A 23,802-nucleotide genomic window follows, 5' to 3' on the forward strand; every position below is an offset into this window, starting at 1 on the left:
CGCGCATCGGCGGGTCAGTGGGCCGCGGTGGCCACTTCGGCATCGGGCTTCACCACCTTCAGGCGCTTCATGAAGTCGTCCTGGATGCGGTGCAGCGCCTCGTCGGTGTGGCCTTCGAAGCGCAGCACCAGCACTGGCGTGGTGTTGCTGGCGCGGATCAGGCCGAAGCCGTCGGCATAGTCCACCCGCAGGCCGTCGGTGGTGACGATCTCGCCGCCAGGGAAGTCGGCGTCGGCCAGCAGCTTGTCGATCACCTCGCGCGGCTCGCCTTCGGCGCAGGCCACGTTCAGCTCGGGCGTGCTGAAGCTGGTGGGCAGGCCGTTGAGCACCGCGCTCGGGTCGTCGTGGCGGCTGAGGATCTCCAGCAGCCGCGCGGCGGTGTAGGAGGCGTCGTCGAAGCCGTACCAGCGCTCGCCGAAGAACACATGGCCGCTCATCTCGCCGGCGATCGGCGCGTTGACTTCCTTCATCTTGGCCTTGACCAGCGAATGGCCGGTCTTCCACATCAGCGGCACGCCGCCGGCGGCCTTGATGGCCGGCGCCAGGCGCTGCGTGCACTTGACGTCGAAGATGATGGTGCCGCCCTTCACGCGGGTGAGGATGTCCTGCGCGAACAGCATCAGCTGGCGGTCGGGGTAGATGATCTGGCCGTCCTTCGTCACCACGCCCAGGCGGTCGCCGTCGCCGTCGAAGGCCAGGCCGAGGTCGGCCTCGGTGGCATGCACGGTGCGGATCAGGTCCTGCAGGTTCTCGGGCTTGGGGGGTCGGGATGGTGGTTGGGGAAGTCGCCGTCCACCCGGCTGTACAGCGCGATCACCTCGCAGCCCAGCGCCTGCAGCAGCTGCGGTGCGGAGGCACCGGGAATGCCGTTGCCGGAATCGACCACCACCTTCAGCGGCCGCGCCAGCTTGCAGTCGCCGACGATGCGGGCGATGTACTCCGGCACGATGTCCATCGCGGCCGAGCGGCCCTTGGCCACCGTGTAGTCCTCGGCTTCCATCCGGCGGCGCAAGCCCTGGATCTCGTCGCCGTAGATGGCGCGGCCCGACAGCACCATCTTGAAGCCGTTGTAGTCCTTGGGGTTGTGGCTGCCCGTGACCTGGATGCCGCTGTTGCAGCCGTGCCGGCCGCGGGTGGCGGCCACGTAATAGAGCATTGGCGTGGTGACGGCGCCCAGGTCCACCACGTCCAGCCCGGTGGAGGCCAGCCCTCGGATCAGCGCGGCGGCCAGGCCGGGCCCGGACACGCGGCCGTCACGGCCCACGGCCACGGCCTTCTCACCGGCGGCAACCGCCTCGGTGCCGAACGCCTTGCCCAGGTGCTCGGCAAAGGCCTCGTCGATGGTTTGCCCGACGATGCCGCGGATGTCGTAGGCCTTGAAGGCCGAAGCTGCAACTTTCATTCATTTCCTCCTGCGAACGATTGTAGGCAGGCTCCGTGGAAACCCCGGGGCGACGCCGCCCCACCGAAAGCCCCGGCAGGCACAGGTCCGAATCCGGCGAGTGCGCCCACGGCCGACGGCCACAATGGCCGCCATGGACAGCGCAGCCGTCATCGCCGGACCGACCCCCGCCACCGTGGCCGCCGGCACGCCGGACGACGCGCGTTATGCCGCCCTGGCGGCCCGTGACCCCGCTTCGACGGCCGCTTCTTCGTCGGCGTGACCTCCACCGGCATCTACTGCCGGCCGGTATGTCGCGTGCGGCTGCCGCAGCAGCGCAACTGCCGCTTCTTCCACCATGCGGCGGCCGCCGAGCAGGCGGGCTTCCGCCCCTGCCTGCGCTGCCGCCCCGAGCTGGCGCCGGGGCTGTCGCTCACCGACAGCTCGCAGGTGCTGGCGCGCCATGCCGCGCAGATGCTGAGCCAGGCCGTGGCCGAGGGCCGCCCCGTGGCGCTGCCCGAGGTGGCCGCCCGGCTGGGCGTGACCGACCGCCACCTGCGCCGCATCTTCCAGGAGGCGCATGGCGTGGCGCCGATGGACTTCATCACCACGCAGCGCCTGCTGCTGGCCAAGCAGCTGCTGACCGACACGCCGCTGCCGGTGACGCAGGTGGCCCTGGCCAGCGGCTATGCCAGCGTGCGCCGCTTCAACGCGGCCTTTGCCGAGCGCTACCGGCTGAGCCCCAGCGCGCTGCGCCGCGAGCGGTCGGGCGATGCGCCGCCCGACGCGGCCGCCGCGCCGGTGCTGCGCCTGGCCTATCGGCCGCCCTATGACGTCGACGGCGTGCTGCGCTTCTTCGCCCAGCGCGCGGTGCCCGGCGTCGAGGCGGTGGACCTGCCGACGCTGACGCTGCGCCGCACGCTGGCCATGCAGCGCGGCACACCGGCCGACGGCGCGCCGGCCATGGCGACCGGCTGGATCAGCCTGCGCTTCGTGCCCGACCGGCATGAATTGCAGCTCACGCTGGCCTCGGCGCTGATGCCGGTGGCCGGCGCCGTGCTGCAGCGGGTGCGGCAGGCGATGGACACCGACGCCGACCCGTCGCTGATCGACCCGGTGATGGCGCTGCTGCCGATGCCGCCGGTGCCGGGCATCCGCCTCGTCGGCAGCTTCGACGGCTTCGAGACCGCGATGCGCGTGGTGCTGGGCCAGCAGGTCACCGTGGCCGCGGCGCGCACCCTGACCCGCCGCTTGACCGAGCGGTACGGCGAGCCGATCGACACGCCGTTTGCCGACCTCACGCGCCTGGCGCCTACCGCCCAGGCCATTGCCGAGGCCGACCCCGAGACGCTGGGCAAGCTGGGCATCGTGCGCCAGCGGGTGCGGGCGTTGCAGGCGCTGGCGGCCGAAGTGCATGCCGGGCGCATCCAGCTGCACCGCGGCGCGCCGCTCGCCGCCACGCTGGACGCACTGCGCGCCCTGCCCGGCATCGGCGACTGGACGGCGCAGCTCATCGCGATGCGTGCGCTGGCCTGGCCCGACGCCTTTCCTTCCACCGACATCGGCCTGCTCAACGCCCTGGGCACACGCGACGTGGCGGCCGTGCTGGCGCAGGCCGAAGCCTGGCGGCCCTGGCGCGGCTACGCCGTCATCCGCTTGTGGCAGGGCATGCCGCCCGCTGCTGGAGAACCCACATGACTCACGCCAAGCTTCCCTTGATCACCGCGCAATCACGCCTCGACACGCCGCTGGGGCGGCTCACCGTGGCCGCCACCGACCATGGCCTGGCCGGGCTCTGGTTCGACGACCAGGCCCACCACCCGGGCTCAATCGACGCCCCCACCGACGACGCGCATCCCTTCATTGCCCAGGCGCGCGAGGAGCTGCAGCGCTACTGGTCCGCCGCCGCGCTGGGGCCGTTCAGCGTGCCGCTGGACTTGCTGGGCACGCCCTTCCAGCGCGCGGTGTGGCAGGCACTGCTGCAGATCGCGCCGGGCCGCACCGCCACCTATGCCGAGATCGCAGCGCGCGCCGGGGCCCCGGCCGCGGTGCGGGCCGCGGGCGCCGCCATCGGCCGCAACCCGGTGAGCGTCATCGTGCCCTGCCACCGCGTGATCGGCCGTGCCGGCGGGCTGACCGGTTATGCCGGCGGGCTGCCGCGCAAGCGGGCGCTGCTGCAGCTCGAAGGCGTGGCGGTGGTGGCATGAAGGCCCGCGACGGGATCGACCTGGTGATGCTGGCCGCACTGTGGGGCGCGGCCTTCCTGTTCATGCGCATGGGCGCGGCGGCCTTCGGCCCGGTGGCCTTGGCCGCCGTGCGCGTGACCGGCGCCGCCTGCTTCCTGGTGCCGCTGCTGGTGTGGCGGCGCGAGGTGCCGGCGCTGCGCGCCCACTGGAAGCCGCTGCTGGTGGTGGGCGTGATGAACAGCGCCCTGCCCTTCCTGCTGTTCAGCTACGCGGCGCTGGCCATCAATGCCGGCCTGTCGTCCATCTTCAATGCCACCACGCCGCTGTGGGGCGCGGTCATCGCATGGCTGTGGCTGAAGGACAGGCTGTCTGCCTCGCGTGTGCTGGGCCTGGTGATCGGCTTTGCCGGCGTCGCCTGGCTGGCCTGGGACAAGGCCAGCTTCAAGCCCGGCGACCATGGCGTGAGCGCGGCCTCGGCCATCGCAGCCTGCATGCTGGCGGCCTTCTTCTACGGCCTGTCGGCCAGCTTCACCAAGCGATGGCTCACCGGCGTGCCGCCGATGGCGGTGGCCGCCGGAAGCCAGCTGAGCGCCACGCTGGTGCTGGCCGTGCCGGCCTTCTTCTTCTGGCCCGAGCGGATGCCCGCGCCCGCCGACTGGGCCGCTGCCGCGATGCTGGCGCTGCTGTGCACCGGCGTGGCCTACGTGCTGTTCTTCCGGCTCATCGCCAACGTCGGCCCGGCCAACGCCATCACCGTGACCTTCATGATCCCGGCTTTCGCGGTGCTGTGGGGCGCGCTCTTCCTCGGCGAGCCGATCACCGGCGCGATGGTGATCGGCTGCGCGGTCATCCTGCTGGGCACCAGCCTGGCCACCGGTGTGCTCAAGCTGCCGGCTGCGGCGAAACCAAGCGTGGCGCGGCGCTGAAGCGCCCGGCGGGCGGTGCGCGGTGCGCGCTCCAGCTCGCCAGGTCAACGAGCGACGCCAGGTCCCGCGTCCTGCGCTGGCTTGGCGAACATCTGCTCAGCCGCGGCCAGCACCTCCGACGACGCCAGCGCGCCGTTTGCGCATCACCGGGTCGCACGATCGCGACCGACAGCAGCGGCGGTCCGCACCATCGCTCGACTGCCTGCCGTGCGTGCTGGAAGTGGTAGGGAGCGGGGCCGCCGGACGACACTCGAAGTCTTCGGCATCGCACACCGCAACCCGGGCCGATGCCAAGCACCGTCAACGCGACCTGCATCAGGCAAACGCTGACTGCTGCAGCGGACCAGTGGGCCATGACGACCTCCCTCCGTCGAGTCGTCAAAGCCTGGGGCGATGGTCACCGCGCCGACTCATCAAGGCGGAGGTCGCTTTGCACGATGAGACCACCAAAGCAAAAAAGGTCAGCTCCTTGCGAAGCTGACCTTGATGCGTTGTTGGCGGAGTGGACGGGGCTCGAACCCGCGACCCCCGGCGTGACAGGCCGGTATTCTAACCAACTGAACTACCACTCCATGTAGCTTCCGCATCGCTGCGCAAGTGCTACGAACTTGGCGTCCCCTAGGGGATTCGAACCCCCTGTAATCACCGTGAAAGGGTGGTGTCCTAGGCCTCTAGACGAAGGGGACTGATTCTTCGTACCTCTTGAACACGCTTACTTGGTGGAGGTAAGCGGGATCGAACCGCTGACCTCTTGCATGCCATGCAAGCGCTCTCCCAGCTGAGCTATACCCCCTTTAGTCGTTCCGCATTTTGTGCGGTTCGTCTTGAAGAAGAAGCGTGTTCAAGCGAGAAATGGAGTATAGAGTGATTTTTAAAGTTTGCGCAAGCGGTCGACCACGATAGCCTGAGTGAACAACTCAAGTACTGCATCGACCGAGGGCGTCTGCGCGCGGCCGCAAACGGCCACCCGCACCGGCATGGCCAGTTGGGGCATCTTCAAGCCGTGCGCCTGCAGCGTCTGCTTCAACGCGGCACTGATGGAGGCCTTGTCCCACGCGGGCAGCGCAGCCAGCGCGTCGGCCAGCGCCTGCAGCGCGGGCTTGATGGCATCGGTGAGCTGCGCCGCATCGGCTTCGCTTGGCTGCGGCTCGGAGAAATACATCGCCAGCCAGTCGGCCAGCTCGACCGTGGTAGCGCAACGGTCCTTGAACAGCGCCACGCGGCGCAGCATCGGCTCGTCGGCCGTGGCCTCGATGCCGCGGCGTGCCAGCTGCTGCACCACCAGCGCGGCCAGGCGATCGTTGTCGGCCTGCTTGATGTAGTGCGCATTGACCCAGCTCAGCTTGGCCGGGTCCCATTGCGCGGGGCTCCTGGACAGGTGCTCGCCGTCGAACCACTCGACCAGCTGGCGTCGCGAGAACAGCTCTTCGTCGCCATGACTCCAGCCGAGTCGGGCCAGGTAGTTGAGCATCGCCTCGGGCAGGTAGCCGCCCTCCTCGTAGGCCGTGACGCTCACCGCGCCGCGGCGCTTGGAGAGCTTCTGCCCGTCGTCGCCCAGGATCACCGGCACATGGCCGAACTGCGGCAGCGGCGCACCCAGCGCGTGGAAGATGTTGATCTGCCACGGCGTGTTGTTCACATGCTCGTCGCCGCGGAACACGTGGGTGATGTTCATGTCCCAGTCGTCCACCACCACCGCGAAGTTGTAGGTGGGCACACCGTCGGGCCGCACGATGATCAGGTCGTCGATCTCGCGGTTGGCGATGCTGATCGGGCCCTTCACCACGTCGTCCCAGGTGACCACGCCGTCCACCGGATTGGCGAAGCGGATGGCCGGCGCCACGCCTTCGGGCGGTGGCGGCAGCACCTTGCCCGGCTCGGGCCGCCAGCGGCGGTCATAGTGCGTCTTTTCGCCGCGGGCACGCTGGGCCTCGCGCATCTCGTCCAGTTCCGCCGGCGTGGCGTAGCAGCGGTAGGCGGTGCCGGCTTCCAGCATCTGCGCGATCACCGCGTTGTAGCGCTCCAGCCGGCGCATCTGGTAGATCGGGCCCTCGTCGTAGTCCAGGCCCAGCCAGCGCATGGCCTGCAGGATCTGGTCGACCGAGTCCTGCGTGGAGCGGGCGACGTCGGTGTCCTCGATGCGCAGCACGAACTCGCCGCCATAGTGGCGGGCGTAGGCCCAGGAAAACAGCGCAGTGCGCGCGGTACCCAGGTGCAGGAAGCCGGTGGGAGACGGCGCGATGCGGGTGCGGACGGTCTTCTTCATGCGCGTCGTGTTCAGGCTTGCTCGGTCGCGTTCTGCAGCGCCAGGCGGCTGCGGTTGGCTTCTTCTTCCTCGCCGCCCTGCGAGCGGCGCTGCGCCTCCATGGCGCTGAAGTCGGCCTGCGTCACCTCGCCGGTGATGTAGTGGCCGTCGAAGCACGAGGCCTCGAAGGTGCTGATCTGGTTGTTCAGCGTGCCCACCACGCGCTTCATCGCGTCCACGTCCTGGTAGATCAGCGCATCGGCGCCGATGTACTCGCGGATCTGCTCGATGGTGCGGTCGTGGGCGATCAACTCCTCGCGCGTGGGCATGTCGATGCCGTACACGTTCGGAAAGCGCACCGGCGGCGCCGCCGAGGCCAGGTACACCTTGCGCGCACCGGCTTCGCGGGCCATCTGCACGATCTCCTTGCTGGTGTTGCCGCGCACGATGGAGTCGTCCACCAGCAGCACGTTGCGGCCCTTGAATTCCACGCCAATGGCGTTGAGCTTCTGGCGCACCGACTTCTTGCGCACGCCCTGCCCCGGCATGATGAAGGTGCGCCCCACGTAGCGGTTCTTGACGAAGCCTTCGCGGTACGGCTTGCCCAGCTTCTGCGCCAGCTGCATGGCCGAAGGCCGGCTGGATTCGGGGATGGGAATCACCACGTCGATCTCGTTGGGCGGCATGGTGGAGATGACGCGCTGCGCCAGCGTCTCGCCCATGTTCAGCCGCGCCTGGTAAACGGAGATGCCGTCGATGACCGAATCGGGCCGGGCCAGATAGACGAACTCGAACATGCAGGGATTGAGTGTGGGCGACTCGGCGCACTGCTTGGTGTGCACCGTGCCTTGCATGTCGATGAAGATGGCTTCGCCGGGCGCCACGTCGCGGGTGACGGTGTGGCCGGTGCCTTCGATGGCGACGGTCTCGCTGCCGACCATCACGGTGCGGCCCTCCGGCGTCACCGCCTCGCCGTACACCAGCGGCCGGATGCCGAACGGATCGCGAAAGGCCAGCAGGCCGTAGCCGGCGATCAGCGCCACCACCGCATACGAGCCCTTGATGCGCTTGTGCACCGCCGCCACCGCATCGAAGATCACTTCGGGGTTCAGCGTCTTATCGCGCGCGGCGCGGGCCAGCTCGTGCGCCAACACGTTGATCAGCACCTCGGTGTCGCTCTCGGTGTTGATGTGGCGGCGGTCCACGTCCACCAGCTCCTGCTTCAGGGCCAGCGCATTGGTGAGGTTGCCGTTGTGCACCAGCACGATGCCGAAGGGCGCGTTCACGTAGAAGGGCTGCGCCTCTTCCTCGCTGTAGGCGTTGCCCGCGGTGGGGTAGCGCACCTGGCCCAGGCCGACGTCACCCGGCAGGCCACGCATGTTGCGGGTGCGGAACACGTCGCGCACCATGCCACGCGCCTTGTGCATGAAGCACTTGGTGCCCTGCATCGTGACGATGCCGGCGGCGTCCTGGCCGCGGTGCTGCAGCAGCAGCAGCGCGTCGTAGATCAACTGGTTGACGGGCGCATGAGAGATGACGCCGACGATGCCACACATGATGTTTCCTTCAGCCCGGTAGATGCCGGGCCACGTTCACCGGCAACACCGGCTTCAGCTCTTGCAGCATGGCACCCAGCCATGCCGCCCCTACAGATTCCTGCCACTGCGGCGAACGCGCCGCAGGGGTCAATGCCACCACCGTGGCCAGCGCCAGCAACAGCACGCCACCACGCATCAAGCCAAAACCGGCGCCCAGCACCCGGTCGACGAAGGCCAGCGGCGTGGCCTTCACCAACAGGCTGACGAGGCGGGCCACCAGGCTCCACACCATCAACGCCAGCACGAAGGTGATGGCAAACGCCGCCCCTGAATTGACCGCGCTGTCCGGCGTGCCGATGGGCAGCCAGGGCGCCACCGTCGGCGACAGCACCTGCGCCGCCACATAGGCCGCCACCCAACCAATGAGGGACAACACCTCGAAAATCAAGCCCCGCCACAAGCCCACCACGACCGACACCGCGAGCACCGCCAGCAGCGCCCAGTCGACCCAGCTCAGCGTGAAGGCAGGATCGACACCCGTCATCCCGCCACCCTCACAAGGTGAGCACGGCCGGCGCCAGGCCGGCGGAGCGCATGCGGGCCGAGGCCTTGTCCGCTTCCTCGCGGCTGCCGAACGGCCCCACCCGCACCCGGGTGCGCTTGCCCGAAGCGGTGTCGACCACCTGGGTATAGGTCTTGAGGCCCAGTTTCTCCACCTTGGCCCGCGCATCGCGCACGGCGCCAGCGTCGGCAAAGGCGCCCACCTGCACGACGAAGCGGCCGGCCGCCGGCTCGGAGGCCTTGCCTTCCAGCAAGGCGCGGGCGCGCTGGGCATCCTCGCGCGGCGCCGGCGCGGGCGGCGGTACCGCCGGCTTGGCCGCAGCCGGGGGAGGTGCCTCGGCGGCCGGCTTGCGCTCCGTCTCGGCCGGGCGTGGAGCGGGCGGCGTGGGAGCGGGCGCAGCGGCTGGCGCCGGGCTCGTGGCAGCCGGCGGGGCCACTTCGCGGCCAGCGTCGGCGGCGCGCTCGGTCACCATCGTGTCGGGCGCTGGCTCGGCCGGCGTCGGCACCGCGCGCGCAGCGGAACGTGCCGGCGGCACCTCCAGCGGGGCGGCGCCTTCCTTGCGTGGGATGTCGATCGGGATGTCCACCGGGATCGGCCGCGGCTGGGTTTCGAACAGCAGCGGAAAGCCGATGACGCCGACGCCCAGCAGCACCACGGCGCCGATGAGCCGCCGCCGAGCGGTGGTGCGGGCCCGCTGCACGGCCTCGGCCGGATCGGCGGGCTCGCGGGCAGCGGAAGGTTGGCGCTTGAAGAAGGACAGCAGGCCCATGCGTGGGGAAGGAGTCGGGGCGGAACGGAGGAGCTGGCCGGTGCGTTAGGCCCGCCGGGGCGGGAAGTCCACCGGGCCCGGCGGTTGGCAGCCGCGCCGGCCGCCGGGTCAAGCCGTGTGCTTGGCGCTCAGCCTCGGCAAGCCGTCCTTCAGCACGCCGCCTACGGTGTAGAAAGAACCGAAGACCACGATTCTATCAGCCGGGTCCGCGGCGGCCACGGCGGCGGCCAATGCCGCGGCCGGGTCGGCATGGGTGTGGACCGTCACCGGCTGCTGGGTGGGCAGGGCCTGCACCGCGGCCGCCAGCTCGTCTGCGGTCGCGGCGCGGGCGGTGTCCAGGTTGCACAGGTGCCAGTGGTCCACCAGCGGCGACAGCTTGGCCAGCAGCGCCGGCAGGTCCTTGTCGCGCATGGCGCCGAACACGGCATGCGTGCGCGGGAAGAAGCCCATCTGGTCCAGGTTGAGCGCCAGCGCGGCCACCGATTGCGCGTTGTGCGCCACGTCCAGCACCAGCGTCGGCTGGCCCGGCACGATCTGGAAGCGGCCCGGCAGGTCGACCAGCGCCAGCCCCTGGCGCACTGCCTGCGCGGTGATCGGCAGCCGGTGGTACATGGCCTCGAACACCGCCAGCGCACCGGCTGCATTCAGCAACTGGTTGGCGCCGCGCAGCGCGGGATAGGCCAGCGCGCTGAAGCGCCGCTGGCGGCCGGCCCACTGCCACTGCTGGCGGTCGCCGCCGTGGCGGAAATCGCGACCGGCCAGCCACAGGTCGGCGCCGATCGCGTCGGCATGGTCGATCACGCTCTGCGGCGGCATCGGGTCGCTGACGATCGCCGGCTTGCCCGGCCGCATGATGTGCGCCTTCTCGCGACCGATGTCTTCGCGGGTAGGCCCCAGCCACTCGGTGTGGTCGAGGTCGATGCTGGTGAGCACCGCGCAGTCGGTGTCGATGATGTTGACCGCGTCCAGCCGGCCGCCCAGACCCACTTCCAGGATCACCACGTCCAGCGGCGCATGCATGAAGGTGCGCAGGATCGCGAGCATCGTGAACTCGAAGTAGCTCAGCGTGGTGTCGCCGCGGGCGGCTTCCACCGCCTCGAAGTGCGGCAGCAGCGTGGCCTCGTCGGCCATGCGGCCGTTGATGCGGCAGCGCTCCTCGAAGTGCACCAGGTGCGGCTTGATGTACAGCCCCACGCGGTAGCCGGCGGACTGGGCGATGGCTTCCAGCATCGCGCAGGTGGAGCCCTTGCCGTTGGTGCCGGCGACGGTGATCACGGGCACGTCGAAACGGATGCCCAGGCGCTGGGCGACCGCGCGCACGCGGTCCAGCGTCATGTCGATGTTCTTGGGGTGCAGTCGCTCGCAGTGGGCCAGCCAGTCGGCGAGCGAGCGGGGGGCGTCGTCAGCATGGGCGCGCATGGTAGCGCGCTGGCCGGCGACGCCCGGCAGCAGGGTCAGGCGACCGCGTCGGCGCTTTGCCGCTGCAGCATGCTGAGCGCGCTGGCGATGGTGGCGCGGAGCTGGCGGCGGTCCACGATCATGTCGATCGCGCCCTTCTGCACCAGGAACTCCGAGCGCTGGAAGCCTTCGGGCAGCTTCTCGCGCACGGTGTTCTCGATCACGCGCGGGCCGGCGAAGCCGATCAGCGCCTTCGGCTCGGCGATGACCACGTCGCCCACGAAGGCGAAGCTGGCCGACACGCCGCCCATCGTCGGGTCGGTCAGCACGCTGATGTAGGGCAGCTTCGCCTTGGCCAGGTGCGTGAGCGCGGCATTGGTCTTGGCCATCTGCATCAGGCTGAGCAGGCCTTCCTGCATGCGCGCGCCGCCGGTGGCGGTGAAGCAGACGAAGGGCACGCGCTGCTCGATCGCGGCTTCCACGCCACGCACGAAGCGCTCACCCACCACCGAGCCCATCGAGCCGCCCATGAAGTCGAACTCGAAGCAGGCGGCCACCAGCGGCACCGTGTGCACCGCGCCGCCCACCACCACCAGCGCATCGGTCTCGCCAGTGGTTTCCAGCGCGTCCTTCAGCCGCTCGGGGTACTTCTTGCTGTCCTTGAACTTCAGCGCGTCGACCGGCAGCACCTCGTGGCCGATCTCGAAGCGGCCTTCTGCGTCGAGAAAGGCATCCAGCCGTTGGCGGGCGCCGATGCGGTGGTGGTGGCTGCACTTGGGGCAGACGTTGACGTTCTGCTCCAGGTCGGTCTTGTACAGCACCGTCTCGCACGAGGGGCACTTGATCCACAGGCCTTCCGGCACCGTGCGGCGTTCGCTCGGATCGGTCGGCTGGATCTTGGGCGGCAGCAGCTTTTCAAGCCAACTCATGTGGAAACTCCTTCATCTAGCGCGGCGCGGATCTCGGCGATGAACGCCGCCGCCGCCGGGGCGACCTGGTCGCGGGGCTGGGTTTGCAGGATCTGGACAAGGCGCGAGCCGATGACCACCGCATCCGACACCCGCGCCACCGCCTTGGCCGTGGCCGCGTCGCGGATGCCGAAGCCCACGCCCACCGGCACGTTCACATGGGCCTTGATGCGCGGCACCATGTCGGCCACCGCGGCGGTGTCCAGGTGGCCGGCGCCGGTCACGCCCTTGAGCGACACGTAGTACACGTAGCCGCTGGCGATGCGGCCCACGGCCTTCATGCGTGACTCGGTGGAGGTGGGCGCCAGCAGGAAGATCGGGTCGAGGTCGGCCTTGCGCAGCAGCGCGGCGAAGGCCTCGCACTCCTCGGGCGGGTAGTCGACGATCAGCACGCCGTCCACGCCGGCTTGGCCGGCATCGGCGACGAAGCGCTCGACGCCGTAGCGCTCCACCGGGTTGGCATAGCCCATCAGCACGACCGGTGTCTTGGCGTTGCCTTCACGGAAAGCGCGCACGGCGGCCAGCACTTGCGGCAGGCCGATGCCCTTGGCCAGCGCCCGCTCGGAGGCCTGCTGGATCACCGGGCCGTCGGCCATCGGGTCGGAGAACGGCACCCCCAGCTCGATGACGTCGGCGCCGGCGTCGGCCAGCGCCGCCATCAGCTCGGGCGTGACGTCTGCATACGGGTCGCCCGTGGTGACGTAGGGGATCAGCGCCTTGCGGCCCTGCGCCTTCAGCGCGGCGAAGGTGGCGGCAATGCGGCTCATGACAGCGAACCCTTCATCAGCGACACGCCGGCCAACTCGGCCACGGTGTTGATGTCCTTGTCGCCGCGGCCGGAGAGGTTGACCAGCAGGCTCTGGTCGGGCCGCATCGTCGGCGCCATCTTGATGGCGTGGGCGATGGCGTGGCTGGATTCGAGCGCGGGAATGATGCCCTCGATGCGGCACAGCCGGTGGAAGGCAGCCAGCGCCTCGTCGTCGGTGATGCCGACGTACTCCGCGCGGTTGAGGTCCTTCAGGTAGGCATGCTCGGGGCCCACGCCGGGGTAGTCCAGGCCGGCGGAGACCGAATGCGTCTCGATGATCTGGCCGTTGGCGTCCTGCAGCAGGTAGGTGCGGTTGCCGTGCAGCACGCCGGGCGTGCCCGCGGACAGGCTGGCCGCATGCTTGCCGCTCTCCAGCCCGTGGCCGGCGGCTTCCACACCGATCAGCCGCGTGCCCTCGTACGGGATGTACGGGTAGAAGATGCCCATCGCATTGCTGCCGCCGCCCACGCAGGCGATGACGGCGTCGGGCTGGCGCTGAGGGCCCAGCATCTCGGGCATCTGCACCAGGCACTCGTCGCCGATCACGCGCTGGAAGTCGCGCACCATCATCGGGTAGGGGTGCGGGCCGGCCACGGTGCCGATGATGTAGAAGGTGTTCTCGACGTTGGTGACCCAGTCGCGCAGGGCCTCGTTCAGCGCGTCCTTCAGCGTCTTGCTGCCCGACTCCACCGGCACCACCTTGGCGCCCAGCAGATGCATGCGGAAGACGTTGGGCGACTGGCGCTTGACGTCCTCACTGCCCATGTACACCACGCATTCCATGCCGTAGCGGGCGCAGATGGTGGCGGTGGCCACGCCATGCTGGCCGGCGCCGGTCTCGGCGATCACGCGGGGCTTGCCCATGCGCTTGGCCAGCAGCGCCTGGCCGATGGTGTTGTTGACCTTGTGCGCGCCGGTGTGGTTCAGGTCCTCGCGCTTGAGGTAGATCTGCGCGCCGCCCAGGTCGCGCGACAGCCGCGCGGCGTGGTAGATCGGGCTCGGGCGGCCGACGAAGTGCTTCAGCTCGTATTCGAACTCGCGGCGGAATTCGGGGTCCTTGCTGTAGTGGGCGTAAGCCTCCTTCAGCTCGTCGAGCGCGTGGATCAGCGTCTCGGCGACGAAGGTGCCGCCGTAGGGTCCGAAGTGCCCTTGGGCATCGGGTTGTGCGTAGCTGCTGTTGGTCATGGCAATCTGGAATCAGGGTTGGCTGCTGCGGCGGCGTCGGCCTGCGCCAGTTGCGCATCGGCCTGCCTTACCGCATCGCAGAACCGGCGGATCAGCAAGGCATCCTTGATGCCCTTGCCGGCCTCGACGCCGGAACTCACATCAACGGCCCAGGGCCGGATGCGCAGCACCCCATCGATCACGTTTGCAGGACTCAACCCACCAGACAAAACGACCGGAGCGGGTACGTCGGCGGGAATGAGCGACCAATCGAAAACCTTTCCACCACCGCCATAACCGTCGACAAAAGCGTCGAGCAGGATGGCCTGTGCTGCCGGGAAGCGGGAGACGAAGTCTAGCAAATCGAACCCCTTGCCGATCCGTGCGGCCTTGAGGAACGGCCGGGCGGGTGCGGCGCAGGCTTCCGGCGTCTCGTCGCCGTGGAACTGCAGCGTGGCGTTGGGCACCGCCTCCACTGCGCGCTGTACCTCGTCGGGCGTTGCATTGACGAACAGGCACACCGGCGTGATGAAGGGCGGCAGGCGCTGGGCCAGTTCCCGCGCGCGCTGCGGGGTGATGTAGCGCGGGCTGGGCTCGTACAGCACCAGGCCGATGGCGTCGGCGCCGGCTTCGACCGCGGCATCGACGTCCTCCTCGCGTGTCAGCCCGCAGATCTTGATGCGGGTGCGGCTCATTCAGGGCAGCCAGTCTTGCGCCGGCGTGTGGTCTGGGATCTCATGCCGTGCATCGTAGTACGGCCCCACGAAGTACAACCCGTCTGCCGGAAAGGTCGGCGCGGCGGCCTGGCGGCTGCGGGCGGCCAGTACTTCGGCCATCCAGGCGGCCGGCTTGTGTCCCTGCCCCACCTGCACCAGGCAGCCCATGATGTTGCGCACCATGTGATAGACGAAGGCGCTGGCGTCGAAATCGAAGCGCCAGTAGGCGCCGCGGCGCTCGATGCCGATGGCGCGCATCGTCTTCACCGGCGACAGCGCCTGGCAGTCGGCCGCGCGGAAGCTGCTGAAGTCGTGCTCACCGACGAGGTGCGCCGCCGCCTCGCGCATCGCGTCGCCGTCCAGCGGGCGGAACACCCAGCCGCACTGGCCCGCCTCGATCGCCGGCCGCACGGGCGACTCCAGCAGCACGTAGCGGTAGCGGCGGCCGCGCGCGCTGGCGCGGGCATGGAAGTCGTCGGCCACCGGCCTGCACCACTGCACCGCCACGTCCAGCGGCAGGAAGCGGTTGGTGCCGCGCACCCAGGAGAACGGCTCGCGCTCCACCGGCGCGTCCAGGTGCACCACCTGGTTCAGGCCGTGCACGCCGGCGTCGGTGCGGCCGGCGCACAGCGTGTGGATGGGCTGCGCGGCAAAGCTGCTCAGCGCCTGTTCCAGGTGGTCCTGCACCGTGCGGCCGTCGGGCTGGCTCTGCCAGCCGTGGTACGCGGTGCCGCGGTAGGCCACGCCGAGCGCGATGCGGCGCCCGGCGCCGCGCAGTTCACTCAAGGTTGTCGAGCAGGTTCTGCGCGCGGGCCTTCAGCGGGCCGCTGGCCTTGGCGACCACTTCTTCCAGCAGGTCGCGCGCGCCTTCCACGTCGCCGATCTGGCGGAACTCGTCGGCCAACTCGAACTTGCGCTGCAGCGGGTCGTCGCCGCCGTCGCGCAGGTCGGCGGTGGCGGTGTCGGCCACGCCGGCGCCGCCGAAGTCCTCCAGGTCGCCGAGGTCGAACTCCAGGTCGGCCGGCGTGGTGCTGCGGCGGTCGACCGCGGGTGGCTCGGGTGGCAGATCGAGGTCGAGCGACAGCGAATCCAGGTCCAGGTCCATTGGCGCGGTGTTCACCGAGGCCGACGGATCGGCGTATTCGGAGCGCGGCGCCGTCGTCGGCAGGTCGAAGTCCAGGCTGTTGTCGTCGCGGCCGGCCGAAGGCACCAGGCCGATGGGGCGGGTGGCCTCCATCGACATCGGCGACAGGTCGCCCGGCTGCGTCGGCTGGTCGAGGTCGAGATCGAGTTCCAGCGAGGAAATCGGCGGCAGGTCGGCGTCCAGGCTGGGGCTGGTGGTGGCGAAGCCCATGGCCGGCAGCACCGACTGCGGCATGGTGCTGGCGCCCAGTGGCTCGTTCATCGTGCTGCTGCTGGCATTGGCCGGCGACGGCGAGCCGCCCGGCTGGTACAGCGGGTTCTCGGGGTCGATCTGCTGGCCGAGCTGCTGCGCCTTCTGCCAGTCCTCGCCCTCGCCGCGGGTCATCGAGTACAGCTGGGTGGCCAGCAGCTCGTAGCCCTTGGTGTCGCGCCGCTTGGCATACACCTCGAGCAGCTTGGTGCGCACGGCCAGGCGGCCGGGGTCGCTGCGCATCGCCTCCTTCAGGATTTCCTCGGCCTGCAGGTCTCGGCCATAGGCCAGGTAGACATCGGCCTCGGCCACGGGGTCCACGTCGCCGATGGCGTCGAGCTGGCTCAGCGAATAGGTCATCGACGACGACGAGTTGCCGGTGGCCTCGCGGGTGTCGATGCGCTGGCCGCCGGTCGCGCCGAAGAAGGAATCGGGTTGAAGCCGGCTTTCCAGGAACGAGGTCTCGCCGCTGTCGGCCTGCTTCTTCTGCTTCCAGCGGTAGTAGCCCAGGCCGGCCAGCAGCAGCACCAGCAGGCCGGCGCCAGGGAGCAGCAGCGGGTTGTCGGCCAGCAGGCCCGGCTCCTCGTCGGCAGCGGCCGGCGTGGTCGCCGGAGCGGCGGGTGCGGAGGCCGGCCGGGCAGGCGCGGAAGGCGCCACGGCCACCGGGGCGGCCGGCACCACCGGCGCGGAGGCCGACGGGAGGCCCGGCGCCACCGCCGGCGCCGGTGTGGATGCCGGTGCGGTTGCGGTTGGCGGCACCAGGGGCGCCGAGGCACCCGCGGGCGGCACAGGCGAGGGAACGGCCACGCCCGGCACAGCGCCAGGCGCGGCGGGACCCGAGGCCGGCGACGCGGCGCCGACGCCGGCGCCCGTACCGGTACCGGCTTGCAGCCGCTTGAGGTCTTCCACGTTGCGCGCCAGTTCGGCCACGCGGGCAGCCTCGTCGCGGCGCTGGGCTTCGCCGGAGGCGCGTGCCTCGGGCGCCGACGCCTGCACCGAGCCTTGCGACAGGCGCAGCCGGTCCGGCGTGGGGGCGGCGGCCTGCTTGCGGTCGTCCACCTGCGCCTGCACCTGGCCGCGCGCCTGGCGCGCCGGCTCGTCGGGACGCACGCTGGGCACCACGCCGGCCAGGCGCTGGCGGTAGGCGCTGAAATCGGCGCTTTGCGCCTGGATCACCTGGCGGGCTTCGCCGCCGCTGATCTGCCGCACCTGCTCGGGCGTGGGCACGGTGAGCACGGCCCCGGCACGCATGCGGTTCATGTTGTCGTCCATGAACGCCTGCGGATTGCTGCGGTACAGCGCCACCAGCATCTGGTCAAGCGACACGCCCGGGTGCTGGGTGTTGGTGGCGATGCGGTACAGGGTCTCGCCCTGCCGCACCGCGTATTGGTCGCCACCCGCTGCACCCGGGGCACGCGGCGCGGGACGCGGCGTACCGCCCCCGTTCGACGGGGCGGCGGGCGACGCCGGCACCGGCTGGGCGGCCGCGGGCGGCTGCACCGGCACCTGCGCCACCGGCGGCAGCGCTGGCGCGGGGGCCACCGGTGGCGCGGGCGGCTGGGGCGCGGGCCGCGGGCTGGCCGGGCGCTGCACCGGCGGGGGCAGCGGCGCGGCGGAGATGGACGGCGGCACCGGCGCGGCGGCCACCGCCGGGGGCGGCGGCACACGGCCCGGCGGGTCGAACAGCATCGTGTATTCGCGCACCAGCCGGCCGCTGGCCCACGAGATGTCGAGGATGACGTCGACGAAGGGCTCCTGCACCGCGCGGTCGCTGGTCAGGCGCACGTAGGGCCGGCCGTCGGGGCGGCGCAGCAACTGCACCGAGGTGCCGGGCAGCACCGGGTTGTAGTCCACGCCGGCGGCGCGGTAGGCCTCGGGCGAGGCCACCCGCAGACGCAGCGTGGAGGCTTCCTCGGGCGAGATGCTGGTGACGTCGATCTCCGCCCGCAGCGATTCACCCAGCGACGACTGCACCGCCACGCGGCCCAGGCCCAGGGCCCAGGCGGCCGGCGCGGTGGCGCACAGCAAGGCCGCCACAGCGACGGCCGACAAGGCGGGGCCGTGCGCGGCCAATGAGCGTTTCTTCAAGGTGTCTCCCGGCAGCACATCGCGGCCCGCCCGAGGGCAGGACCGGCGCCAACGTTGTCTTGTAGGGGCTGGCGCCGGGCCTTGCACGGCAGCCTGCAAACGGTCGAATTCACAATATCAGCAAGCATATAGCCTGACGAGCTCATGCAACTTCTGATGATCGTGCCGACCGGTTTGCGGCGTCAGGCGTCCAGCAGGATGCGCAGCATGCGGCGCAGCGGCTCGGCCGCGCCCCACAGCAGCTGGTCGCCGATGGTGAAGGCTCCCACGTATTCCGGGCCCATCGCCATCTTGCGCAGTCGGCCGACCGGAATGGTCAGCGTGCCGGTGGTGGCCACCGGCGTCAGGTCGCGCAGCGTGGCTTCGCGGGTATTCGGAACAAGCTTGACCCATGGGTTGTCGTTGGCGATCAGGCCTTCAAGATCGGCCAGCGGCACGTCCTTCTTGAGCTTGAAAGTGAGCGCTTGGCTATGGCAGCGCATCGCGCCGATGCGCACGCAGAAGCCGTCGACCGGCACCGCGGGCGTGCCGAAGCCCTCGCCCTGGCCCATGATCTTGTTGGTCTCGGCCATGCCCTTCCACTCTTCCTTGGACATGCCGTTGCCCAGGTCCTTGTCGATCCAGGGGATCAAGGAGCCACCCAGCGGCACGCCGAAGTGCTGCGTCTCGTCGGCCGACAGGCTGCGCTGCTGGGCCACCAGCAGGCGGTCGATCTCGAGGATGGCGCTCTTCGGGTCGTCCAGCAGCGGGCGCACCGCGGCGTTCAGGGTGCCGAACTGGGTGAGCAGCTCGCGCATGTGCTGCGCGCCGCCGCCGGAGGCCGCCTGGTAGGTCTGGGTGCTCATCCACTCGACCAGGCCCGCCTTGTACAGCGCACCCACGCCCATGAGCATGCAGCTGACGGTGCAGTTGCCGCCGATCCAGTTGCGGCCGCCCTTGCTCAGCGCGTTCTTGATGACGGGCAGGTTCACCGGGTCCAGCACGATGACCGCGTCGTCCTTCATCCGCAGCGTGGAGGCGGCGTCGATCCAGTGGCCGTTCCAGCCGGCGGCGCGCAGCTTGGGGTACACCTCGGAGGTGTAGTCGCCGCCCTGGGCGGTGAGGATGATGTCGCAGCGCTTGAGCGCCTCGATGTCGAAGGCGTCGTGCAGCCTGGTTTCGTTCTTGGCCATCGCGGGGGCTGCGCCGCCCGCATTGCTGGTGCTGAAGAACACCGGCTCGATGTGATCGAAGTCGCCCTCGGCGACCATGCGGTCCATCAGCACGGAGCCGACCATGCCGCGCCATCCAACCAGACCTGTGAGTGCCATTTCAGTTCGCCCTTTCGTGTTGAGAAACCTGGTTCCCCGGCTCGCTTCGCCGGGGTCCAGGGTTGGGGCGAGACGAACCGGAGCTTGCTAGCTCTTGGTAATGCCCTTGGTGGTCTTGACGATCGCGTCGACCACGGCGTCGCCCATCTCGCGGGTGCCCACCTTGTGCGTGCCCTCGCTCCAGATGTCCGGCGTGCGCAACCCTGCCGACAGCACGGCGCTGACGGCCGACTCGATGCGGTCGGCAGCCTGGGGCTGGTTGAGGGAGAAGCGGAGCATCATGGCAGCAGACAAGATTGTAGCCAGCGGGTTGGCGATGCCCTTGCCGGCGATGTCCGGCGCGCTGCCATGGCTGGGCTCGTACAGCCCCTTGTTGTTTTTGTCCAACGAAGCCGAGGGCAGCATGCCGATGGAGCCGGTCAGCATGGCCGCCGCGTCCGACAGGATGTCGCCGAACATGTTGCCGGTGACGATGACGTCGAACTTCTTCGGCGCCTTCACCAGCTGCATGGCGGCGTTGTCCACGTACATGTGGTCGAGCTGCACGTCCGGGTACTGCGCATGCACCTCGGTGACCACGTCCTTCCAGAACTGGAAGGTCTCCAGCACGTTGGCCTTGTCGACGCTGGTGACACGCCCGCCGCGCTTGCGCGCCGCCTGGAAGGCCACGTGCGCGATGCGCTCGATCTCCGGCCGGCTGTAGCGCATGGTGTCGAACGCTTCCTCGGTGCCGGGGAAGTGCCCGTCCACCGCGGTGCGGCGGCCGCGCGGCTGGCCGAAGTAGATGTCGCCGGTCAGCTCGCGGATGATGAGGATGTCCAGCCCCGCCACCAGTTCGGGCTTCAGGCTGGAGGCATGGGTCAGCTGCTCGTAGCAGATCGCCGGGCGGAAGTTGGCGAACAGGCCCAGGTGCTTGCGCAGCCCCAGGATGGCCTGCTCGGGCCGCAGCGGGCGGTCCAGCTTGTCGTACTTCCAGTCGCCGACGGCGCCGAACAGCACCGCATCGGCGGCCTTGGCCAGGTCGAGCGTGGCCTCGGGCAGCGGATGGCCGCTGGCCTCGTAGGCGGCGCCGCCCACCGGGGCGCTTTCCAGCTCGAAGCTCAGGTCGAGCACCTTCAACACCTTGACCGCCTCCTCGACGATCTCCGGGCCGATGCCGTCACCCGGCAGCACTGCAATCTTCATGTGTCTTGTCCTCTTGGCGTGATTACAGCGTGCGGCCCAGCCAGGGCTTCTGCAGCAGGCGCTCGGCCTCGAAGGCGCGGATCTTGTCGGCATGGCGCAGCGTCAGGCCGATGTCGTCGAAGCCGTTGACCAGGCAGTACTTGCGGAAGGGTTCGATGTCGAAGGCCAGCTCCGTGCCGTCCGGCTTGATGACGACCTGCCGCTGCAGGTCGATGGTGAGCCGGTAGCCGACGAAGGCCGCCACCTCGTCGAACAGCTGCGCGACCTGCGACTCGGGCAGGCGGATCGGCAGCAGGCCGTTCTTGAAGCAGTTGTTGAAGAAGATGTCGGCGAAGCTGGGCGCGATGAGGGCGCGGAAGCCGTACTGGTCCAGCGCCCAGGGCGCGTGCTCGCGGCTGGAGCCACAGCCGAAGTTCTGCCGCGCCAGCAGCACCGAGGCGCCCTGGTAGCGCGGCTGGTTGAGCACGAAGTCCGGGTTCGGCTTGCGGCTGGCCGGGTCCTGCCCCGGCTCGCCATGGTCGAGGTAGCGCCATTCGTCGAACAGGTTCGGGCCGAAGCCCGAGCGCTTGATCGACTTCAGGAACTGCTTGGGGATGATCGCGTCGGTGTCGACGTTCTCGCGGTCCATGGGGGCGACGAGGCCCTGGTGCACGGTGAAGGCTTGCATGGCTTATTTCTTTCGAGCGGCGTCTTCGATGGTCTGGCCGGCCTTGGACACGTCCTTGCCGATGCCCTGGATGGTGTTGCAGCCGGCCAGCAGGCCGAGCATCAGCAACCCCAGGGCGAGCTTGTTGCGCATGGTGCGGCCCTCCGTCAGGCGATGCGGCGCACGTCGACGAAGTGGCCCTCCAGCGCGGCCGCGGCGGCCATCGCCGGGCTCACGAGGTGGGTGCGGCCGCCGGCGCCCTGGCGGCCTTCGAAGTTGCGGTTGCTGGTGGAGGCGCAGCGCTCGCCCGGCTCCAGCCGGTCGGCGTTCATCGCCAGGCACATGCTGCAGCCCGGCTCGCGCCACTCGAAGCCGGCGGCCTTGAAGATCTGGTCCAGGCCTTCCTTCTCGGCCTGCGCCTTCACCAGGCCGGAGCCCGGCACCACCATCGCCAGCTTCACATTGGAAGCCACGCGGCCGCCCAGGCGGCGCACCACCGCGGCGGCTTCGCGCATGTCTTCGATGCGCGAGTTGGTGCAGGAGCCGATGAACACCTTGTCGATGCGGATGTCGCTGATGGCCTGGTTGGGCTGCAGCGCCATGTACTGCAGCGCGCGCTCCATCGCGCCGCGCTTGTTGGCGTCCTTCTCGCGGTCGGGGTCGGGCACACGGTCCTCGATGGACAGCACCATCTCGGGCGAGGTGCCCCAGGTGACCTGCGGGCGGATGCTGCTCGCGTCCAGCTCGACCACGGCGTCCCAGTGCGCGTCGGCATCGGAATGCAGCGTGCGCCAGTAGGCCACCGCCTGGTCCCATTCCACGCCGGGCTTGGGCGCCAGCGGCCGGTTCTTCACGTAGTTGATCGTGGTCTCGTCCACTGCCACCAGTCCGGCGCGGGCGCCGCCTTCGATGGCCATGTTGCACACCGTCATGCGGCCTTCCATGCTCAGCGCGCGGATGGCCGAGCCGGCGAACTCGATGGTGTAGCCGGTGCCGCCGGCGGTGCCGATCTTGCCGATGATGGCCAGCACGATGTCCTTGGCGCCGCAGCCGGCGGGCAGCTTGCCTTCCACCTTGATCAGCATGTTCCTGGCCTTCTTGGCCAGCAGCGTCTGCGTGGCCAGCACATGCTCCACCTCGCTGGTGCCGATGCCATGCGCCAGCGCGCCGAAGGCGCCGTGGGTGGAGGTGTGCGAGTCGCCGCACACCACCGTCATGCCGGGCAGCGTTGCGCCCTGCTCCGGGCCGATGACGTGCACGATGCCCTGGCGCAGGTCGTTCATCTTGAATTGCGTGATGCCGAAGCGGTCGCAGTTCTTGTCCAGCGTGTCGACCTGCAGCTTCGACACCGGGTCGGTGATGCCGCCCGAGCGGTCGGTGGTGGGCACGTTGTGGTCGCTCACGGCCAGGTTGGCCGAAATGCGCCAGGTCTTGCGCGAGGCGATGTCCAGCCCTTCGAAGGCCTGCGGGCTGGTCACCTCGTGCAGCAGGTGGCGGTCGATGTAGAGCACCGCGGTGCCGTCTTCCTCGGAGTGGACGACGTGCTCGTCCCAGATCTTGTCGTAAAGCGTGCGGCCGGTCATGGTGGCTACTCCAGGTCAGGGTTCGAAGGAGACGACGGGCCGGGCGCGGCGGCCGCGCCCAGGGCGTCGATGAAGCGCTGCACCGCGGTGGGCAGCACGGGTTGCGTTCGCACGGCCAGGCGGTACTGCCGCCGGGCCCAGGGTTCGGTGAAGCCGAGCACCTTCACGTCGAACACGCGCTGCAGCCGGTCGGCCACGCCCGCGGGCAGCAGCGCCACGCCCAGGCCGGCTTCCACCAGTTGCGCCACGGCGTCGAAGCCACGCACCTGCACGCGCACGTTCAGCACGCGGCCGGATCGCTGCGCATGTTCCAGCATCGTCTGGTGCAACGAGCTGCCGATGGGCAGGCCGACGATCTCGTGATCGAGCAGCGCATCGAAGTCCACCGACTTGCGCCGCGCCAGCGCATGGCCGCGCGGCACCACGGCACGTAGCAGCGCCTCGCGGTACGCGTGGGTGCTCAGGCCTTCTTCCAGGTGCTGCGGCGGCACGTACACGCCCACGTCGGCGCGGCCGTCGGCCACCGCGGCCAGCACCTGCGCGCTGCCCAGGTCTTCCAGGCTGATGCGGATGCCCGGGTGCGCCTGCGAAAACGCCGCAAGGTCGGCCGGCAACGATTCGGCGATGGCGCCGGCGTTGGCCGCGATGCGCAAGTGACCGCGGATGCCGCGGGAAAACTCCATCACCTCGCTCTCCAGCGCGTTGAGCGAGGCATTCAGGCTGCGGATGTGGCGCACCAGCGCATGGCCGGCTTCGGTCAGTTCCACGCCACGCGCGCGACGGTCGAACAGCTTCACGCCCAGCCGCGTCTCCACATCCGACAGCCGCCGGCTGGCGGCCGCCAGCGCCAGGTGCTCCCGCTGGGCACCGGCGGTGATGCTGCGGGTTTCGGCGATGGCCAGCACGAGGTTCAGCGTGGTGAGGTCGAAGCGCATG

At 69.9% G+C, this 23,802-nt stretch carries 21 protein-coding genes, 3 tRNA genes and 1 pseudogene; 4 read left to right on the top strand and 21 right to left on the bottom strand.

All coding sequences use genetic code 11. The features are described 5' to 3' along the window. Window positions 1-14 precede the first annotated feature (14 nt). Window positions 15-1,402 (bottom strand): annotated as a pseudogene (locus LRS14_RS08605) (phosphomannomutase/phosphoglucomutase). A 133-nt stretch (window positions 1,403-1,535) separates the two neighbouring features. Between LRS14_RS08605 and LRS14_RS30230 the strand changes: the two are divergent. The 4 genes from LRS14_RS30230 to LRS14_RS08620 are packed head-to-tail and all read left to right on the top strand — an operon-like array spanning window position 1,536 to window position 4,493. Then, window positions 1,536-1,664 (top strand): hypothetical protein, encoded by a 129-nt coding sequence (locus tag LRS14_RS30230; protein WP_310740813.1) that lies wholly within the window; start codon window positions 1,536-1,538, stop codon window positions 1,662-1,664. Next, window positions 1,661-3,079: an AlkA N-terminal domain-containing protein gene (locus LRS14_RS08610; RefSeq protein ID WP_310740814.1), complete on the top strand. Its 1,419-nt coding sequence runs from the start codon at window positions 1,661-1,663 to the stop codon at window positions 3,077-3,079. Before LRS14_RS30230 ends, LRS14_RS08610 begins: the two co-directional genes overlap by 4 nt. After that, the gene (locus LRS14_RS08615) at window positions 3,076-3,588 is read left to right on the top strand and encodes a methylated-DNA--[protein]-cysteine S-methyltransferase (RefSeq protein ID WP_257799277.1); all 513 of its coding nucleotides are present in this window, start codon (window positions 3,076-3,078) and stop codon (window positions 3,586-3,588) included. The genes LRS14_RS08610 and LRS14_RS08615 overlap by 4 nt, the downstream gene beginning before the upstream one ends. Continuing rightward, the gene (locus tag LRS14_RS08620) at window positions 3,585-4,493 is read left to right on the top strand and encodes a DMT family transporter (RefSeq protein WP_257799278.1); all 909 of its coding nucleotides are present in this window, start codon (window positions 3,585-3,587) and stop codon (window positions 4,491-4,493) included. Before LRS14_RS08615 ends, LRS14_RS08620 begins: the two co-directional genes overlap by 4 nt. A gap of 495 nt (window positions 4,494-4,988) precedes the next feature. On the opposite strand, the gene LRS14_RS08625 is transcribed toward LRS14_RS08620, so the two are convergent. The 20 genes from LRS14_RS08625 to LRS14_RS08720 form a co-directional block, all read right to left on the bottom strand. Beyond that, window positions 4,989-5,065: transfer RNA gene (locus LRS14_RS08625), tRNA-Asp, on the bottom strand. Window positions 5,066-5,102: 37 nt separating this feature from the next. Next, window positions 5,103-5,179 (bottom strand) — tRNA-Glu (locus LRS14_RS08630). A gap of 31 nt (window positions 5,180-5,210) precedes the next feature. Further along, window positions 5,211-5,286 (bottom strand) — tRNA-Ala (locus LRS14_RS08635). Window positions 5,287-5,364: 78 nt separating this feature from the next. Next, on the bottom strand, window positions 5,365-6,759 hold the full coding sequence (gltX, locus tag LRS14_RS08640) for a glutamate--tRNA ligase (RefSeq protein WP_257799279.1): 1,395 nt from the start codon (window positions 6,757-6,759) through the stop codon (window positions 5,365-5,367). Between the two features lie 11 nt (window positions 6,760-6,770). Next, window positions 6,771-8,294: an amidophosphoribosyltransferase gene (gene purF / locus LRS14_RS08645; RefSeq protein WP_046111722.1), complete on the bottom strand. Its 1,524-nt coding sequence runs from the start codon at window positions 8,292-8,294 to the stop codon at window positions 6,771-6,773. A 10-nt stretch (window positions 8,295-8,304) separates the two neighbouring features. Then, window positions 8,305-8,820, bottom strand: a complete 516-nt coding sequence (locus LRS14_RS08650; protein WP_052736094.1) for a CvpA family protein — start codon at window positions 8,818-8,820, stop codon at window positions 8,305-8,307. 10 nt (window positions 8,821-8,830) lie between these two features. Beyond that, on the bottom strand, window positions 8,831-9,607 hold the full coding sequence (locus LRS14_RS08655; protein ID WP_257799280.1) for an SPOR domain-containing protein: 777 nt from the start codon (window positions 9,605-9,607) through the stop codon (window positions 8,831-8,833). Between the two features lie 108 nt (window positions 9,608-9,715). Next, entirely contained in the window at window positions 9,716-11,026 is a 1,311-nt protein-coding gene (gene folC / locus LRS14_RS08660; RefSeq protein WP_257799281.1) for a bifunctional tetrahydrofolate synthase/dihydrofolate synthase, read from the bottom strand. A 35-nt stretch (window positions 11,027-11,061) separates the two neighbouring features. Then, window positions 11,062-11,934, bottom strand: coding sequence for an acetyl-CoA carboxylase, carboxyltransferase subunit beta (gene accD / locus LRS14_RS08665; protein ID WP_046111719.1), 873 nt, complete (start codon window positions 11,932-11,934; stop codon window positions 11,062-11,064). Then, complete coding sequence (gene trpA / locus LRS14_RS08670) at window positions 11,931-12,740, bottom strand: tryptophan synthase subunit alpha (RefSeq protein ID WP_257799282.1); 810 nt, start codon at window positions 12,738-12,740, stop codon at window positions 11,931-11,933. Before trpA ends, accD begins: the two co-directional genes overlap by 4 nt. Continuing rightward, window positions 12,737-13,966, bottom strand: coding sequence for a tryptophan synthase subunit beta (trpB, locus tag LRS14_RS08675; protein WP_257799283.1), 1,230 nt, complete (start codon window positions 13,964-13,966; stop codon window positions 12,737-12,739). The genes trpA and trpB overlap by 4 nt, the downstream gene beginning before the upstream one ends. Beyond that, window positions 13,963-14,640, bottom strand: a complete 678-nt coding sequence (locus tag LRS14_RS08680) for a phosphoribosylanthranilate isomerase (RefSeq protein WP_257799284.1) — start codon at window positions 14,638-14,640, stop codon at window positions 13,963-13,965. Before LRS14_RS08680 ends, trpB begins: the two co-directional genes overlap by 4 nt. Beyond that, window positions 14,641-15,447, bottom strand: coding sequence for a tRNA pseudouridine(38-40) synthase TruA (gene truA / locus LRS14_RS08685; RefSeq protein WP_232315266.1), 807 nt, complete (start codon window positions 15,445-15,447; stop codon window positions 14,641-14,643). Further along, entirely contained in the window at window positions 15,440-18,142 is a 2,703-nt protein-coding gene (locus LRS14_RS08690) for a FimV/HubP family polar landmark protein (RefSeq protein WP_083440363.1), read from the bottom strand. The genes truA and LRS14_RS08690 overlap by 8 nt, the downstream gene beginning before the upstream one ends. Window positions 18,143-18,324: 182 nt before the next feature. Continuing rightward, window positions 18,325-19,452: an aspartate-semialdehyde dehydrogenase gene (gene asd / locus LRS14_RS08695; protein ID WP_046111714.1), complete on the bottom strand. Its 1,128-nt coding sequence runs from the start codon at window positions 19,450-19,452 to the stop codon at window positions 18,325-18,327. Window positions 19,453-19,539: 87 nt separating this feature from the next. Next, window positions 19,540-20,637, bottom strand: a complete 1,098-nt coding sequence (leuB, locus tag LRS14_RS08700) for a 3-isopropylmalate dehydrogenase (protein WP_257799285.1) — start codon at window positions 20,635-20,637, stop codon at window positions 19,540-19,542. 22 nt (window positions 20,638-20,659) lie between these two features. Further along, window positions 20,660-21,304: a 3-isopropylmalate dehydratase small subunit gene (gene leuD / locus LRS14_RS08705; RefSeq protein ID WP_046111712.1), complete on the bottom strand. Its 645-nt coding sequence runs from the start codon at window positions 21,302-21,304 to the stop codon at window positions 20,660-20,662. Window positions 21,305-21,307: 3 nt separating this feature from the next. Beyond that, the gene (locus LRS14_RS08710) at window positions 21,308-21,436 is read right to left on the bottom strand and encodes an entericidin A/B family lipoprotein (RefSeq protein ID WP_083440362.1); all 129 of its coding nucleotides are present in this window, start codon (window positions 21,434-21,436) and stop codon (window positions 21,308-21,310) included. A gap of 14 nt (window positions 21,437-21,450) precedes the next feature. Next, window positions 21,451-22,866 (bottom strand): 3-isopropylmalate dehydratase large subunit, encoded by a 1,416-nt coding sequence (gene leuC, locus LRS14_RS08715; protein WP_046111711.1) that lies wholly within the window; start codon window positions 22,864-22,866, stop codon window positions 21,451-21,453. Between the two features lie 5 nt (window positions 22,867-22,871). Continuing rightward, window positions 22,872-23,801, bottom strand: a complete 930-nt coding sequence (locus tag LRS14_RS08720; protein WP_046111710.1) for a LysR substrate-binding domain-containing protein — start codon at window positions 23,799-23,801, stop codon at window positions 22,872-22,874. Window position 23,802 lies beyond the last annotated feature (1 nt).

This window comes from Aquincola sp. J276 (assembly GCF_024700035.1).
Lineage (GTDB): Bacteria > Pseudomonadota > Gammaproteobacteria > Burkholderiales > Burkholderiaceae_C > Aquincola > Aquincola tertiaricarbonis.